Source organism: Citrobacter enshiensis, assembly GCF_029338175.1.
Classification (GTDB): Bacteria; Pseudomonadota; Gammaproteobacteria; order Enterobacterales; family Enterobacteriaceae; genus Citrobacter_D; species Citrobacter_D enshiensis.
The window spans coordinates 2,629,063-2,645,911 of the sequence record NZ_CP119862.1 but is presented as its reverse complement, the minus strand read 5'-3'; the positions used below and the strand labels follow the sequence as shown (position 1 = coordinate 2,645,911).

8 protein-coding genes and 2 tRNA genes are annotated in these 16,849 nt (G+C 50.1%); 5 read left to right on the top strand and 5 right to left on the bottom strand.

The features are described 5' to 3' along the window. The first annotated feature begins 129 nt into the window (after positions 1-129). A complete protein-coding gene (locus P2W74_RS12880) occupies positions 130-708 on the top strand; it encodes an OmpH/Skp family outer membrane protein (protein ID WP_276291891.1) in 579 nt (192 codons plus the stop codon). A 56-nt stretch (positions 709-764) separates the two neighbouring features. Further along, complete coding sequence (locus tag P2W74_RS12875) at positions 765-1,211, top strand: OmpH/Skp family outer membrane protein (protein WP_276291890.1); 447 nt, start codon at positions 765-767, stop codon at positions 1,209-1,211. Positions 1,212-1,738: 527 nt separating this feature from the next. On the opposite strand, the gene P2W74_RS12870 is transcribed toward P2W74_RS12875, so the two are convergent. Beyond that, positions 1,739-2,008 carry a hypothetical protein gene (locus P2W74_RS12870; protein ID WP_276291889.1) on the bottom strand — a complete coding sequence of 90 codons (270 nt, stop codon included), beginning with the start codon at positions 2,006-2,008 and terminating at the stop codon, positions 1,739-1,741. Between the two features lie 80 nt (positions 2,009-2,088). Continuing rightward, entirely contained in the window at positions 2,089-2,265 is a 177-nt protein-coding gene (locus P2W74_RS23615) for a YnfU family zinc-binding protein (RefSeq protein ID WP_276291888.1), read from the bottom strand. Between the two features lie 147 nt (positions 2,266-2,412). Between P2W74_RS23615 and P2W74_RS12860 the strand changes: the two genes are divergently transcribed. Further along, positions 2,413-2,646 carry a hypothetical protein gene (locus tag P2W74_RS12860; protein ID WP_007374831.1) on the top strand — a complete coding sequence of 78 codons (234 nt, stop codon included), beginning with the start codon at positions 2,413-2,415 and terminating at the stop codon, positions 2,644-2,646. 19 nt (positions 2,647-2,665) lie between these two features. Here P2W74_RS12860 and P2W74_RS12855 read toward each other — a convergent pair whose 3' ends face one another. From P2W74_RS12855 to P2W74_RS12845, 3 genes are all read right to left on the bottom strand, one after another. Next, a complete protein-coding gene (locus P2W74_RS12855) occupies positions 2,666-11,245 on the bottom strand; it encodes a GH36-type glycosyl hydrolase domain-containing protein (protein ID WP_276291887.1) in 8,580 nt (2,859 codons plus the stop codon). Between the two features lie 366 nt (positions 11,246-11,611). After that, a tRNA-Val gene (locus P2W74_RS12850) sits at positions 11,612-11,688 on the bottom strand. A gap of 4 nt (positions 11,689-11,692) precedes the next feature. Continuing rightward, a tRNA-Val gene (locus tag P2W74_RS12845) sits at positions 11,693-11,769 on the bottom strand. An 814-nt stretch (positions 11,770-12,583) separates the two neighbouring features. On the opposite strand from P2W74_RS12845, the gene P2W74_RS12840 reads away from it, so the two are divergent. Both P2W74_RS12840 and P2W74_RS12835 read left to right on the top strand, forming a co-directional pair. Beyond that, the gene (locus tag P2W74_RS12840; protein WP_276291886.1) at positions 12,584-15,832 is read left to right on the top strand and encodes an autotransporter outer membrane beta-barrel domain-containing protein; all 3,249 of its coding nucleotides are present in this window, start codon (positions 12,584-12,586) and stop codon (positions 15,830-15,832) included. Between the two features lie 68 nt (positions 15,833-15,900). Next, on the top strand, positions 15,901-16,827 hold the full coding sequence (locus tag P2W74_RS12835; RefSeq protein WP_276291885.1) for an urea transporter: 927 nt from the start codon (positions 15,901-15,903) through the stop codon (positions 16,825-16,827). The last annotated feature ends 22 nt before the right edge of the window (positions 16,828-16,849 follow it).

Sequence of the window (16,849 nt, the reverse complement as noted above, 5' to 3'; positions counted from 1 at the left end):
TTTTCATAAAATGCACCTGAATGGTATTGTTATATTTTTTCGAGAGGTAGGGTGTAATTATCAACATCCTGTAATGTTTTTTGATATCGTTATTATTTGTGAATTTAATATCTTGAGAGAGAAAGAAGTATGAAAAACATAAAATTAAATGGCTTAAAATACATTTCTGCCGTTTGCGTAATGGTTATTGGTTTGAGCGGTTGTGACCAGTTGGGAGCAAACCAATCGAAAGTTGCTTATGTGGATATTGCTAAGGTGCTTAACGAATCATCTATTGGCAAACAAGAAACTAAACATAATCAAGATATTAAAGCTGTATTACTCAAAGCTGAAAGTGATGCAAAAGAAAAATATACGGCTATGTCAGAAAAACAACAACAGCAAAGCCGTGAGGCAGATAATTTGACGCTCAATCAAGTATGGATAGCTGAACAGCAACATAGCCGTGAGGTGAGCATCAAAGCTATCACAGAGGAAGCAGAAAACTATCGCGCCAGCCACAAGATTGATTATGTCATGGTCAGTACCTCAATACTTGCAGCGAAAGAGGGGGCGGATATCACCAATGACCTTATTAAACAACTGGAGAAAAAGAAAGTTAATTATGGTGACTTGCCGAAAATCAGCGTTACCGATAACCCAGTTGCGAATGAAAAATCTGCTGATGCCCCTCAGGAAGATAAATCAGATGTCTCAGTCGCACATTAATTAATACTGAGTGCATATATTTTAATATTTATGTTGTGATATTTATAGGTGAGTTTATGTTCAATAAAATAGCATATGTTAATTTAGTACGGGTTCTCAATGAGTCACCGGTTGGTCAACTAGAGTTAGCACGACTGCAAGAAGTAAAAGAGGTTCTGATGGGCGCTGAGCAGGCAGCACAGGAAGCCTATCTGGACATGTCGGAAGAAGAAAAAGAGAGAAACCGCGCAGTTGATATTGCTAATATTAACCAGTCATGGGGGATTGAACAGCAGAATGCGCGTGCCGCCAGCCTGGGAGCAATTCTTAAAGAGGTAGAACGTTACCGGAGTGGCAATGAGCTGGCGATGATACTGAATAGTGAGCATGTGATTGCTTCAGAACAACAATATGATGTAACAGATGACATTATATTAAATATGAAAGATATCCAGGTTGATTATGGGGACTTACCTGGTTTTACGGTAACGAAGCCAAATAATATCTGCGAAGAAAATGAATAATAACCTTTAATGGTTGAAAGTTCTGATAGTTATTACTCTGTTTGATGTGATTTTATAGCACTGAGGTGATGGCATGTCTCAGTGTTTAAAATCTCATTCAGATAGTGAATTTGCACGATGCAAAAAACTGGTTGAAATTATTTGAAGGTTAATGATTTTTAACCAGTTTTAATCATGCTCAGCCGTTTGGATGGTGCAGCTATAAATGATCGGGAGTAATAAACTGAACGACGCCTTTTCGTTAGAATTATTACCATGCTAACACTGACGTCGAATGCAGAGAGCATTTTCTGCTGTTAGCGATAACTGATGCCATATTTGCTATGCCAACGAAATTCCAACAGAATGCATTCATCATAATCACCACTGGCAAAAGCCTTAGTCGCGATGATCGGTACGTCAATGTGCGCAACAGTGTCTCAGGATGAAATAAAGCGTTGCGGCACACCTTTCAAGTCATCCTGTATTCTAAGTCTCGTATTTACATCAGTGATTTTTTATCTGTTCATAAATTCAGTAATACATTATTAATATTCAAGCAGTTGCCTCTGAGATTCATTTTCTTCGAGATATTCGAAGGAGAGCAGGCGAGTTTTTTCATCGTTGAAAAACCATTCGCAATCGTTTCGTTGAATAACGTCTCCGGGTTTGAAGCATATCCCGGATGCAGCCCGAACGATCGCATATTTTCCGTTGCTGAACATAACCCTGTGGATACAAAAAGGGGGGCTTGCATCTCCAAAAAGGCGGTTTGCAATGATATGCCCTTCAATAAAAACAACTTTTTTGTTTTTCATGAGATTCACCTTGATCACAGTATCACATTGATATGTGGTCATTTTCCTGTTTCGTTTTCTTTCGAAGAGGGAATTGCTGGCTAGCCGCCAATGCACCAGCATTCTGATGGTAGAAATAACAGCCCGCATGAAGGACATTCCAGCACCGCATCTTTTCGCAGTTTACCTGCTTTTTGGTCTGCCCTGTGGTTACAGGCAGGGCAGGTTACATGCACAGGTCTTTCTTTAAATTTTCGCAAGCCACTTGTATAAGACATAAATTAACACTCCAGAAGTTTAATAATTAAGTATACGCCTATATTTAATAATATTGAGCTTATATGTGTTTGGTTCTGTGTCTGGGGAACGCGCCAGAGAGTAAGACAGGATATTGTGATATAATGCCCTTCCATGAGAAATTTATAATGAAATCAGAAGACACTCTTGACTGGTACCCGGCACAATTGCCGCCAGTGAAAATTATCCTTGGCGAAGCCGTGCTGGCTGTTGGTAAACAGGGCCGGCCAATTAACACCCGGACGCTGCTTGAGTACCTTCAGGTCATGCAGGGAAAGCAAAAAAGAAGGGATGATAAAGTGGCGATGCAGACCGCGATTGATGTTCTCAGAGATAATCAACGCATTAACGGCAGACGTTAATGCGCATTTTACGACGGCATCACTTTTGCAGGATATCAACCGTATGGTTTTGCCCGTCATCCCGCAGCGGGATTTTATCATCTGGCAGTGTGTTGCTATCCAGTGTGACCCGATATTCCTCGCTGCCGCGCGAAATGGTGATGTGATACCAGCTCTGACCATGCTGATACGTCAGGCTGAGTGACGGCCACGCATCAGGCAACTGAGCGTGAACAGTGAAGGTGTCTTTGTAACGTTTAATTCCCAGTAGTTCCTCAGCCAGCAGCCGGTATGCCCAGCCAGAAGATCCTGTATACCAACTCCACCCGGCACGTCCGGTATGCGGCGCGACGCTGTAGACATCCGCACTCATGACGTAGGGCTCCGCTTTATATATTTCTACTTCGCTGGCATTTCGCGCATGGTTTATCGGATTGATCATCGACCACAACTGCCAGGCGCGCGCGGTTTTACCCATCCGGGCAAACGCCATGATCGCCCAGATCGCGCCATGCGTATACTGTCCACCGTTTTCCCGCACGCCGGGCAGATATCCCTGAATGTAACCCGGATTCGGTCCGCGACCATCGAACGGTGGCGCCAGCAGTTTGATCAGGCCAGCATCGCGGTCTACCAGACGGTCATCCAGCGACTGCATGGCTCGGGCGCTGCGTTCGGGACTTCCGGCACCGGAGAGTACGGACCAGCTTTGTGCGATGGCATCAATCTGACAATCCTGCGAAAGCCCGGAACCCAGAGGTTCGCCGCCATCAAAATATCCGCGCCGGTACCATTCGCCGTCCCAGCCAGAGACATCGAGGTTTTTCTGTAATTGCACTGCCTGCGTACGACACAGCAAAGCAATACTGGCGTCCTGACGCTGTTCGGCAAGATCGGCAAAGCGCAGTAAAATGTCATACAGGAAGAACCCCAGCCAGACGCTTTCACCTTTACCTTCAATACCGACCCGGTTCATCCCGTCATTCCAGTCGCCTGCCCCGATGAGCGGCAGGCCATGTTGCCCAAACTGTAACCCATGCCGAATCGCTTTCACGCAGTGTAACCAGAGCGTTTCTTCGATGGCGCTGGTCACCGGCGTGTCGTAAACGGACTCTTCGCCCGGCTGGAGCAGGCGACCTTCCAGATAAGGTATGGTTTGTTCCAGTACCTCTGCGTCTCCGGTTGTTGCCACGTAGTGACAGACGGCCAGCGGCAGCCAGAGATAGTCATCCGAACAACGAGTGCGCACGCCACTGCCCTGAGGCGGGTGCCACCAGTGTTGAACATCGCCTTCAGTGAACTGCCGTGACGCACAGAGGACAATCTGCTCGCGCAACCGTTGCGGCGCGGTGTGACTCAACGCCAGCGTATCCTGCAACTGATCGCGAAAACCAAACGCGCCCCCGGACTGATAGTAGCCGCTGCGCGCCATCAGGCGACAGGCCATCGTCTGGTATAGAAGCCAGCCGTTCACCAGTAAATTAACGGTACTGTCCGGCGTGTTGATCACCATTTTATCGAGCATGTGGTGCCAGTAGCGATGAACCTTGTTCAGCTCTTCGCGCACGGCCTCTTCGTTGAGATAGCGGGTGAGCGTTGCCTGGGCTTGAGCCTGATCTTCGCCAACGCCGAGCACAAAAATAAACGTCCGTTGATCGCCATCGATAAGTGTGGTCGCAGACTGCACTGCACCGCAGGGATCAAGACCGGCGCCTGTTTTATCAGACAGCCTGCGCAGGCTTAATGCCGCCGGTTTTTGCAGTGAACCCTGACGACCGAGAAACTCGCGGCGATCGCCCGTCAGCGAGCAATGCACGCCGGTAACTGCAAAAAATGCGGTGCGTCCGGCACCGCTGGCACCATAAAAATTATTGGCCATCACGCCGCATCCACCGGCAACGCTTGCCGCATGGGTGACAACATGCAGCGCGGATCGTGCCCGGGATTCACCCAGAGTCCATTCCACGTAGCCCGTAACTGACAGTCTGCGCGTGCGCCCGGAGTTGTTACTGAGCGTCAGGATCGCCAGTTTAACCGCAGCCTGTTCGGCAACCAGCACCGTCAGTTCGCTGTCGATGCCGCGCTCACGATGAGAGAACACACTGTAGCCGAAACCGTGGCGGGTAAGATAATCCCCCTCGCCGCGTACCGGCAGCGTGGTCGGCGACCAGCACACGCCGCTCTCTTCATCACGCAAAAAGAAGGCTTCGCCGCTGCGGTCGCTGACCGGGTCATTTTCCCACGGCGTTAACCGGTATTCATGGGCATTCATATACCAGCTATAGGCCTGTCCCGCTTCCGACAATACGCTGCCAAAACCGGCATTTGCCAGCACGTTTGACCATGGGGCGGGCGTCGGTTCGTTTTCCCTGAGCACAATCTGATATTCACGACCATCCTGAGAAAAACCGCCAAGACCGTTGAAATGGAGCAGCTGATCGGTATCCGGTGTCCAGGGGAGATGCTGGTTTATCCCCGGCCCAACGTGCGGAATAAAAGGCCGCACGGATGTTTTAGGGAGATGAATGCGCTGATCAAGCTGCTCATTCAGCCCGCCTGCGCGGTCATCCAGATACAGGTGCGCCACACTCAGCAAAAGCAGCTTGTCTTCGGCGGAAAGATGCTCGCCATTACGGACAAAAATCCCGCCGGATTTATCCAGTTGACTGGCTTCAGAACCGGCATAAATCAGATCCATAATCTGGTTTTGCAGTGCCTGCTGATAACCTCCCGGACTGTCATTCAGAATCACTAAATCCACCGCCAGCCCTTTTAGCCGCCAGTAGCGGTGCGCCTGAATCAGCGTGGTAACGGAGGGCATGCTCTCCTCGCTGGTGATGCTGAGAAGCACAATGGGCAGATCGCCAGAAATCGCCCAGCCCCACAGACCCGACTGTCCGCGCCGGTTACGGCTGATTATCTGGCTGTCGGCACGCAGCTCCTGGCAGGGGTATAGGATCGCGCTGGCGAGGCGATTAAACAGCGCGGCATCATCTTCATTGGCGTTAATCTGCCGTAATACCACCAGACTGTGTGACCAGGCCAGTTCGAAGACGCGATCGGCGATGGGGTGATCGCGATATTTTTCCAGTAGCGCCAGGCTTTGCTGACGGCTTTCACTGAGACCATAAAGGATATCAATAATCACCGGCTGTCCGGGTTGCAGGATGACGGCGTGGCGTATCGCCAGTACCGGATCCAGCACGGATCCCGCCGTGTTGCTGAGCGGCCCGTGTTGTCTGACCGTCAGAGCTTCTGCCGGGCTTCTGCCGCGACCGAGAAATTTCGCTCTGTCGGTTTCAAACGAGACGGTCTTCCGCGTGTCGCCATGCACCACCATCATGTGAAACAGCCAGGGACCTGGTTCATCCGGAGAGCGAGGACGTCGGTGACAGAGGATGGCATTCTGGGCGGGGATAAGCTCAGTCTGGATAAATAAATTGCTGAATGCCGGATGCGCCAGATCGCTGGCCGCAGGCGCCAGTACCACTTCTGCGTAGGTCGTCAGTTCCAGGAGACGTGGGTGACGGCCATGATGCAGCAGCGTTACCCGCCGCAGTTCAATATCATCTTCCGGCGAGACCACAATCTGCGTTTTGACGCTGATCGCGCCGAGCGTGCGTCTGAATTCCGCGCCCGCATCGGTAAATATCACTTCATCGTGACAGTTGTTATCTGCCGTGGGTTGCCAGGTATTGCTCCAGACTTCACCCGTTTGCGTATCGCTGATATAGCAGAATGCCCCCCAGTTATCGCGGGTGGTATCGCTGTGCCAGCGGGTGAGGGCGATATCGTTCCAGCGGCTGTAACCACCGCCGCCAGGCGTCATCATCAGATGGTAATGGCTATTGGACAATAGCTGTACTTCAGGAACCAGACTGTCTACCCGGGTGAAAATGCGGGGTTCGTAGCGAACCGGTTTGACTCTCCCTTCATGAGACTCAAAATGACGGCGCGGGCTGTAGAGATCGACCGCATCCGGCACCCGCTCCTGCAACAGCAGGCTCGCCGACTGAAATGCCGTACTCGACATGAATCTGTCGGCCATTGGGGCGTTAAGCAACACGTGAGCCAGAGCCTGAAAGGCCATGCCCTGATGGTGCGCCATCCATGACTGCACCACGGCATACAGTTGTCCGGTTGCCAGGCGTGACGGCGTATAGTCCAGCGCTTCATAAAAACCGTATTCGCCGCGAGCGCCGGTTTTCTCCAGCCTTGCCAGGTTCTCACAGGCCTTCTGTGGTGAAATCATCAGTGCCAGTAGCGTGGCGTAAGGGGCGACCACCATATCGTCGGCCAGCCCCCGGCGAAGACCCAGGCCCGGTACGCCAAATGCCTGATACTGATAATTGTGCTGAACATCAAACGCGTGGTAGCCAGACTCTGAAACGCCCCACGGCACCCCGCGCTCTTTTCCCCAGTGAATCTGGCGCATCACCGCCGACTGGCTCATGTCGTCAAGCAGGCTGCCGGGACAGGTGGGCATCACCAGATTGGGCATCAGATATTCAAACATTGAGCCGCTCCAGGACATCAGCGCGGTTTCTTTCTCAATGGTGGTGAACAGCCGCCCCAGGGCGTACCAGCTTTTGAGCGGCAACTGGTTGGTTGCGATGGCGAGAAAACTGGTCAGGCGAATTTCGGAGGGCAACAGATCATAGTGGCTCTTATCCAGCGTATTACTGTCGCAGTTGTAGCCAATGCTGAGCAGGCTGGTCACGTTGCTGTACAGGAAGGTGAAATCCATGCGTGCATGCTCATTCAGCCGCTGTTCCAGCTCGGTGATAATATTCAGTCGCATGCGTGCCAGCGCGATTGTCGATGCCGGAGGTGTTCCTTCGCCGGTAAATGTTGCCTGGGCAAGCCAGTTCAGAGACGGCAGCGCCTGCGCGTCATACTCTGGCGTTAACCAGCCCAGCAAATGCGTCCATTCGTGGCAGATCAGCACCAGTTGATGTTGTAAGTGTTCTGTCCAGCGCAGCACAAGATGGTCTTCGTGATGGCACAACGCCGTCAGATGGTTGCTTTGAGTGCGCATTTTTTTGAGTTCGGTAAACAACAGCGCCGGAGGCAACGAGGTGGCGCTGTGACAATGTTTGCGCAGCAGTCGCAGCCCGGTTGGCGCGTTCTGTCCCCAGTGTTTTTCCAGGATACTCAGCGTGTCGTCCAGTCCGGCCAGCACCTGTTCGCTGTTTAAGACCGGCTGATTGCGCAGGGCAGACAGCCCTTCGCGCAGAGTCAGTAAATGGCCTGCCATATTGCCGCTGTCGACGCTTGAAACATAACGGGGGTTGAGGGGCGCAAGGGTGCGGGTGTCATACCAGTTATACAAATGACCGCGAAAGTGCTCCATTTTATCCATCGCGTCGAGGGTGAGTGTGATGCGCTGCAACACCTCACCGATGGGCAAATAGCCCAAATCCCACGCGGTCAGGTTGGCCATCAGCGACAGACCAATGTTAGTGGGGGAAGTTCGGTGGGCGACCACCGGCTGCGGTATTTCCTGATAATTGTCAGGCGTAAGCCAGTTCTCATTTTCCGTCGTGAAGGTTTCAAAAAAAGCCCAGATTTCACGGCTCGTCTGCCGTAACAGCTGTTTCTGCTCTTTATTGGGCGAAAATGCGTTACGTACTGGCGGGCGGCTCATCCAGCTCAGCAGCAGTGGCGCCAGGCACCACATGATACTGACCGGCAAGGCGATCGCTGAGAACCCCGGCGCAACCTGCGCGGTCAGCACCGTTAACGCCACGCCGCTGACCACATTCATCCACATCGCCCGGTAAAAGCGCACGGGGGATGTCTTCGTCCGATCGCTGTCCGGGCTGAAGCTGGCCCACTGACTGAGGTTGCGTTGACTGAACCCCAGCCGCCACAGCGTCACGGCAATGGCGTATAAAGAGTACCCGGCTTCATGCGGTAAGGTGACAATGTTCAACCCGATGCGGGAAAGCCGCTTCAATGCGCCGGTCGCAACCAGCAGCAGATGTTGCCCCACGGGACGGCGGGCGGGTTTCCTGATGAGATCGTGGGTGACGGCCATCGCCGTGGGCAGTAGCCATACCAGCGCCAGGACGCCCAGCCAGTAAAATGGATTGGGTACCCACACCAGCGTGCAAAAGAGAAGCGCCAGCAACGACGGCGCCACCAGGCTGCGCCGCAGATTATCGAATAATTTCCAGTAAGAAAGCGCGGATAACGGGTTTTTATCGTGAGTTCCATCCGCTTTTCTGACGCGGAGTTTGAGCCAGTTAAGCAACTGCCAGTCCCCGCGGATCCAGCGGGTTCTCCGTGCAACGTCGGTAAGGTAATTATTCGGGTATTGTTCGTAAAGTAAGACCTCGCTCAGCAGACCCGAACGGGCATAACACCCTTCCAGTAAGTCATGGCTAAGGACCAGATTTTCAGGGCAGGTATTTTTTGTGGCCTGAACAAAGATATCGACATCGTAAATTCCTTTCCCGACAAACGACCCCTCTCCGAAGAGATCCTGATAGATATCGGAAGACATCATCGAGTACGGGTTGTTGCCCGGTACGCTGCTGCACATGGCGGCATAGCGCCCCTGTCCGTTACGCGGCATCTCTTCCGCCAGCCCTGGCTGTAAAATTCCATATCCTTTGACCACCCGCTGGTGTGCGGGGTCATATTCCGGCCGGTTCAGCGGATGCGCCATCGTCGCGACCAGCTTATGTGCGGTATCACGGGGCAGAACCGTATCACTGTCCAGCGTAATCACATACCGGATCGCCTCCGGTAACAGATCAGCAGGCAGCCCCGCCACGCTGGAGAATTGTGTGTCAGGATGACGCAACCAGCTGTTGAGCAACGCCAGTTTGCCCCGTTTGCGTTCATAACCCATCCATACGCCCTGGGGCGGGTTCCATTCAGGTGCCCGATGGAGCAGATAAAAGCGGGGACGGCTGGCCGGATAGCGCCGGTTAAGATCCTGCATCTGTGAGAGAGCCTGATCGAGCAGTTCGCTGTTTTCCGGCGAGTTTTCATTCGCTGAATCAATGAAGTCGGTCAACAGGGCGAAACAGAGATGCTCGCTCTGATTACCAAGCCAGCAAACCTCAAGACGGGTAATGAGTTTGCTGATACTTTCGCGATCGTTCAGCAGACAGGGGATCACTACCATAGTTGCGGAACCCTGCGGGATACCGGCAGAAAAATCCATTCGCGGTAGCGGTCGCGGTGAGCGAAAACGGGTGGTCGCCTCACTCAACAGATCGCTTGCCAGTTGGCTGATCGCCACAATCAGCGGTATCGCCAGCGGTATCAGTAGCCAGCCCATCCCCGAAAGCGCCGTTTTGTGCACTATTTCGGCCGTCGCCGCCGTCGTCAACAGGCTCAGGCTGCCAAGCCAGGAGAGCAGGGGGATCTGGTTGAAACTGTGCCGCAGGCGGATGAACCGCGAGGTGTCGGCTGACAGCTGTATTTCCAGGCGCTGGCGGCCTTCGCCCATCAAAAAATAGCCAATATGGCGTCCCGGTGTGTCAGGGGGGGATTCTCTGGAGAGCGTGAGCACGCGTCGGGCGACGTCGGGTTCGCTGAAGCGGCTGCCCCGGGCCAGAATTTCAATCACATGGCGGTAATGGTCGCGGGTATCAAAGTGCATCAGGGGATAGATACCGGCAGGGTCCTGACGTAACGTCTGTTCCACCACGCTCATGGCTTCAGCGAAATCGGCCCAGTTGGTTTCACTCAGTAAACGCAAACCGGTGATACTGTTGCTTACTGAAAGCTGACTGGCGGCGAGCTGTTGGTTGAAACGATGAATGAGGGCATCGGCGGTGACGCCCTGCTCAGCAAGACGTTGCTCAATCCAGGTCAGCGGCAGCGCCAGCACATTGCCGCGCCCCTGCAGGCGGCGAACCAGTTCGGCCACAAATGCACTGCTCAGCGGAGGGCGGGAGCGCGCCAGATCGGCAATCACCATGATCAGGTCGGCGGGGGTATTCTCGGCGCACTCGACGATTCGCGTAACCCAGGTGTCGGCCAGATTGCGTTCCTGCTGGGCTTCTACCACCTCTATGCTGACGCGACGTAGATTTTCAATCAGGGCCAGTCGCAGCATACCGGGTAAAGCCCATATTTCGCCTAACGTGAGCGGCGCCACTTGCTGATAAGCGGTGATATAACTGGTCAGACTGGCGGTGTCCCAGCGTCCGTCGCCGTGTGCGATTGCCTCGGTCGCGATATCGTAAATGCGTGGACACGGGTGCGGCGACGCCAGCGCCGGTAGCCCCTTACCGAAGTTTTTCGGCAGGTGCTGGCGAACGATACGGATCTGCTCCTCAATGAGGTAGTAATTGTCCAACAGCCACTCGCCAGCGGGCATAATGCTCGCTTTTTTTCCGGCATTGAGCAGATAGCAGTTTTGCGTAATGACGGCCTCATTGTCGCTCAGTCGTTTGAGAAGATAGTAAGGCAACCGGTCAGGAGACAATTTATGGGAATGCGCCAGTTTTTGTCCGAAACGCGCCATCTGCGGTGTCGAAAACAGCTCGACTCTGAGACTATTTTCGCCTGGCAGTTCGTTGCTCTGGAGCGCCTGTTGCTCAGGTACTGGCGGTAAGAAACGGAAATGGCTGAACCACGTCCTGATATTCATTTTCATTGAAGTTGCTCTGATGCGACGTTAACGCGCGGGAGCAGTTGCGAAATCAGTTCAGAAACATTTTCTCAGGATGGGCGTAAGGCATCAGGGATTTAACAGCTGCTGGGACACTTCTTTAAGTATAGAACATCGATTTTTTGCCAGGATTGCCTCACGTTTCAGCGGGGCGAAGTGTCTGGTGATCGATGGGGCTAATCTAAGATGAACCAAAGCGTTGTGGCTGCAGGTGGAAGGCAACGGAATTGAAAGCAGAAAAACACTTTATTGACCGCGAGTAAGATAAAACTAAGTATTGATAATATTGAGAGAAAATCTTGAGATAAATTAGATGAGAACAGCGAGGCACCATGTCACAAAGCTGTGAAATGGTGCGTCCGAGTGGACTCGAACCACCGACCCCCACCATGTCAAGGTGGTGCTCTAACCAACTGAGCTACGGACGCAAAATGGTGCGTTCAATTGGACTCGAACCAACGACCCCCACCATGTCAAGGTGGTGCTCTAACCAACTGAGCTATGAACGCAACGTTGTAGGTGACAACGGGGACGAATATTAGCGGCAGAGTCAGGATGAGGCAAGAGGGAAATGGTATTTTTCTTTCTGAATTCACTCGATCGCAGAGTATTTAAACAAGTTGCTTATATTTTGTTGATATTGCAGCGTGTTTTTCACTCAGACTGTACGTTCGTTACAGTCAACTGAACTCATACTGAACAACGCGTCTTCTGGAGCGTCAGTTTGCTGTAACAGAGTCTAATTAGGTCTGGTGCGACGATGTAACAATAATTTGGGTGGATTAATCAAAAACCGTGGGCAGTTTTTTGGGACCACTACAGAGCCATGCAAAAGGTGCTGAACATAAACGTTAATTGATTCGACGTTGGATTCGTTTCTCCGGCATCTGAATCACAGGGAGCCAGGGGGGAGCGTTCCGTTTGGGACATGCGGGATAAAAAGACCCTGTAACAAAGATGGTACAGGGTAAGGTTTTCGAGGTTAAAGAGAACTTATACATTTCCCCTTACGTCGCAATATTAATTTAACCGATGAGAGGAAATAACTTCAAGTGGTGTAAGATTAAAATAACACCAATCACTCTATTAGTTTATAGAGTGATTATCACGATTTGTTGTTGGTTTTTTCGAATTGTTTGCTCGAATTTTGCGAATTAATAGTGTTGTTTTTTTTTGATAGAATCTTGTTCTTTTTTAATCGGTCTTTATCTAAGGGAGGGAATAGCAATATAAAATAATTAAACAAATTTTAAACATATTAATTTTTTCAGACTTAATAAATTATTATCAATATCAAAAAAAGGACTGTTTTCGAGGTTATTCATGTCACTTTCTGTTTACTCAAAGAAAAACAAGAATCGTTTAACTTCTTTTACCCCACGATTAACACTTTTATCTTCAATGATAGGGGCGTTGCTAACCAATGCCTATGCTGCGCCTGTTAAGATAGATGGCACAGAACAGACTGAGAATGCCCCCCTCAACATTGATACTGGTACAACAACCGGCCAGCGGGGGTATGCTATCTCCGTTACGAATATGGGAAAATTTATTGCTGAAGGTAAGTTAGCATTAGCTACAGGCGGTAATAATGCCCTGGGCATGTATGCCAATAATGATGCTCAGGTAGAAATCAAAAATGGTGCAACCATTTCGACCAAAGGGCAAGGTGCTGCCGGTATATCGGTTTTAAACAACTCATCCATTACGGTTAATAACGGTCTGTCTGTAAAAACAGAAGGCAAGAATGCTATCGGCGTTAATGTCGATAAAGCAGAGATCTCGATTGATGGGGGTGAGATTTCTACCAAAGGAATAAATGCTACAGGATTAGCTGTCCAGAATGGTGGGGCCGCTGTTCTGAATAATACGAACATTACGACGGAAAATAATAATGCCAGAGGTGTTCTGAGTTCTGGTGATGGTAGTCGGATTGAAATCAATAAGGCGAACATTACAACCAAAGGGCCACATACCCCAGCCTTTGTGCATGGTGCTCGCGGTGTTTCTGCCGAGAGCAAAGGGACGGTAATTCTGAGTGATGTCAATATTGATACCAGCGGCTCGCTAGGATTTGGGGTATTTGCAGCTTCCGGCGGTTCTGTGAAGTTGGAAAATACGAAAGTAAACACCGCTGGCGATAAAGGCTATGGCATTCGTGTTGATGGTGTTGATACCAAAGTGACGGCGACGACGGGGCTTGAGGTGATAACCTCTGGCAAAGAAGCTCATGCGGTTTCAGTATTGGCTCAAGGCAGTGTTGACCTTGGAACGGGGGGCCGCGTAGAAACCAAGGGAGCAAGTTCAGATGCGATCCATATTTCCGGTGGAAACGGTGGAACAATTACTGGTGAGAATGTCTCGATTGTCACTAATGCTGATGGCGCCAACGGCATTTATGTCGCCAACCTTAATGCATTACCGACCGATCCCGTATCTGAAGTAACACTAACAGGCACTTCTGGTATCGCAACCAAGGGTGATGGTGCGTTTGGTGTGTGGGGGCGCGGAGAGTCTTCATCTATAAAGTTAGACAATGTGGATATTAAAACCGAAGGGGCAGAAACCTACGGTATCAATGCCCAGCATATGGCCAAGGTTGAAGCAAATCGTGCGCTGATCTCGACCACTGGTGAGAAGTCATATGGCGCAGTAGCGAATGCAGGCGCGAAGATACTTTTAGGTTCTGGCAGTGCGATCAACACTGGCGGTGACTATGCTTTCGGATTATGGGCGAGCGATGCCGATACCGAGATTAGCGCGAAAGACACGTCGATAAACACATTAGGGGTTGGTGCAGATGCTGTTGTAGCCAGCCATGCAGGTAAAGTGACATTCAACCAACAGGGGGGAGAACTCGTTAGTACACAGGGAAATAGCTTCAGTGTCACGGGAGGAACTATATTGGCTACGTTAGATGGCGGTCATGTGAGTAATAATGGCACGTTTATTCTATCAACCGCTGACGACCAAGGCCGTCAAGGTAATGTGAATGTTTCTGTCAGCAATCTTATTTTTCAGGGCGATGTAAAAGCTGATGAAAAGAGTGTAGCCGACCTCTCGTTATCGAACGCAAGCTGGACAGGGAAATCCTCGAACGGTGGCCGTATTGAGCTGCTTGATGAGAATAGTATCTGGAATATGACCGCAAGCTCTGATGTGGATCATCTGAACAATGCTGGCAGCATCAATTTAGGTAAGACGGCGGGAGCGATGTTAACGGTCAACGGCGATTATCATGGGGATAATGGACATATTAATTTTTCCAGCATTCTTGGCGATGATAATTCACCAACTGACAAAATGGTGGTTAAAGGAGATACCAGCGGGACCACGACAGTTAGTGTAGATAACCTTGGTGGGAAGGGGGCCGCTACCATTGAAGGTATCGAGCTTATTCGCGTAGAAGGAACGTCCGGGGGAGTATTTAAGGGTGAGCGCATTGTGGCGGGGGCTTATGATTACTCTTTAGTCGGTAAAAATGGCAACTGGTATCTCACCAGCCAACTTATTCCGACTCCACCGGAGCCAGTGCCGCCGACGGAGATTGTGCCACCAACAACGAAACCAACCCCACCGTCTACGAGTGGTGTGCATGTGTATCGTCCTGAAGGGGGAAGCTATGTTGCCAATATCGCAGCAGCCAACACTCTGTTCAATACACGTTTGCATGATCGTTTAGGTGAAGCGCAATATACCGATGTGTTGACCGGGGAGCGTAAAGTTACCAGCATGTGGATGCGTCAGGTTGGCGGTCATAACAACTGGCGTGATGGCAGTGGACAACTTAAAACACAGGAGAATCGTTATGTCATTCAGCTGGGTGGTGATATAGCGCAGTGGAGTCATCAGGGGGATGACCGCTATCATTTGGGTGTCATGGCGGGTTATGGTTATGCGAGCGGGCATACTAAAAATACCCTGTCAGGGAACTCATCTCGCTCTAAATTAAGTGGCTATAGCGCCGGTCTGTATGGGACTTATTACGCCAATGAAAAAGACAAAACCGGCTTATATGTGGATAGCTGGGCACAATATAACTGGTTCAACAATGATGTTAATGGTGATGAGTTATCAGCAGAATCCTATGATTCTAAGGGGATAACGGCCTCTCTTGAAGCAGGTTATACTTTTGTGCTCAATGAGGGGCAGGCTGGAAAAATGAGTTGGTATCTGCAGCCACAGGGCCAGCTCACATTTATGGACGTTAAGATGGATGACCATACTGAACGCAATGGAACCGTTGTGAGCGGCAGTGGCAAAGGTAATGTGCAAACCCGTCTTGGTGTGAGGCTGTTTGGTGCAGGTCACGCAAGCCAGGATGAAGGTAAAGATCGCCAATTCCAGCCGTTTGTTGAAATGAACTGGATTAATAATAGCCGTGAATTTCAAGTAAATATGGATGGCATTGATGTAAAACAAGCAGGTGCCCGCAATCTGGGCGAAGTGAAGATGGGCGTGGAAGGTCAACTGAACAAAAACCTCGATGTATGGAGTAATGTTGGGGTTCAGGTTGGTCAAAATGGCTATAACGACGCGCAGGCTATGTTCGGCGTGAAAGTTCGTTTCTAATCCCCCCAATTACACCAGTGTGCATTCCGCACACTGGTGTTCAAATCTAATACTTATAGAAATACAACATGAAAATGCCAGGAACACTCACCTTAAAGGTTGCTATAGGCTCTTTATTTAAAGGCTTTTCACAGGTCATTCTTCAGGCAAATACGGCCACTGGAATATTGTTTTTTGCTGCCATTGTCATTGCAGGTATAGAAGCGCAAAAACCAGAATTAATTCTATATTCTCTTGTCGGGGCTGTATTATCACCGACGTTGGCCTATGCGATGAACTACGCTGAAGACGAAATTAAGAACGGAATATGGGGATACAACGCAATTCTCTACAGTATTGCTCTATCGGTATTTACGCCAGTGTCGGTACAAAATGTTATTTTATTAATTACAGGTAATGTCGGCATTGTGGTTCTTACACCTCTGCTGGCTAAGTGTTTGGGGGGCTTACCTGTTCTGACTATGCCATTTATTATGATGACATGGTTGGCTTGTTTATTGGCGAATGTGCCATCAACTGTATCATCTGTAGAAACATCAGAACTGTTTCTGCACCCCGTAGATTATATAACAGCCTGTATTAATAACTACATGGAAATATTTCTCCTGAGCAGTTTCGCTGGCGGTGCATTAGTAATGCTTGGTTTAGCGTTAAGTGACCGAATAATACTGATTATTACGATGCTTGTATCTGTGTTAAGCGTGTTCCTGTCACAATATGATGAGCATGTAACTCTAAATCAGGTGGTGAATGGGCTTTATGGATACAATGTTATTCTCACGTCTGTGGCAGTGGTGTTATTTGGAAAGGGAAATCTTAAGGTGAATGTAATCACTGGGGTTTGGTGTGTAGCATTTACGTTGATTTCAGGCATGGTTTTAAGTCCATTATTTTCTTATTGGTCACTGCCTTTGTTGACATTTCCATTTGTCTTAAGTACATGGATTTATCTTTTTGTGCAAAAAAATCTAAATATGTACAAAACGATCTGTTAGCCAGGTCATTTAAATCCCCTCT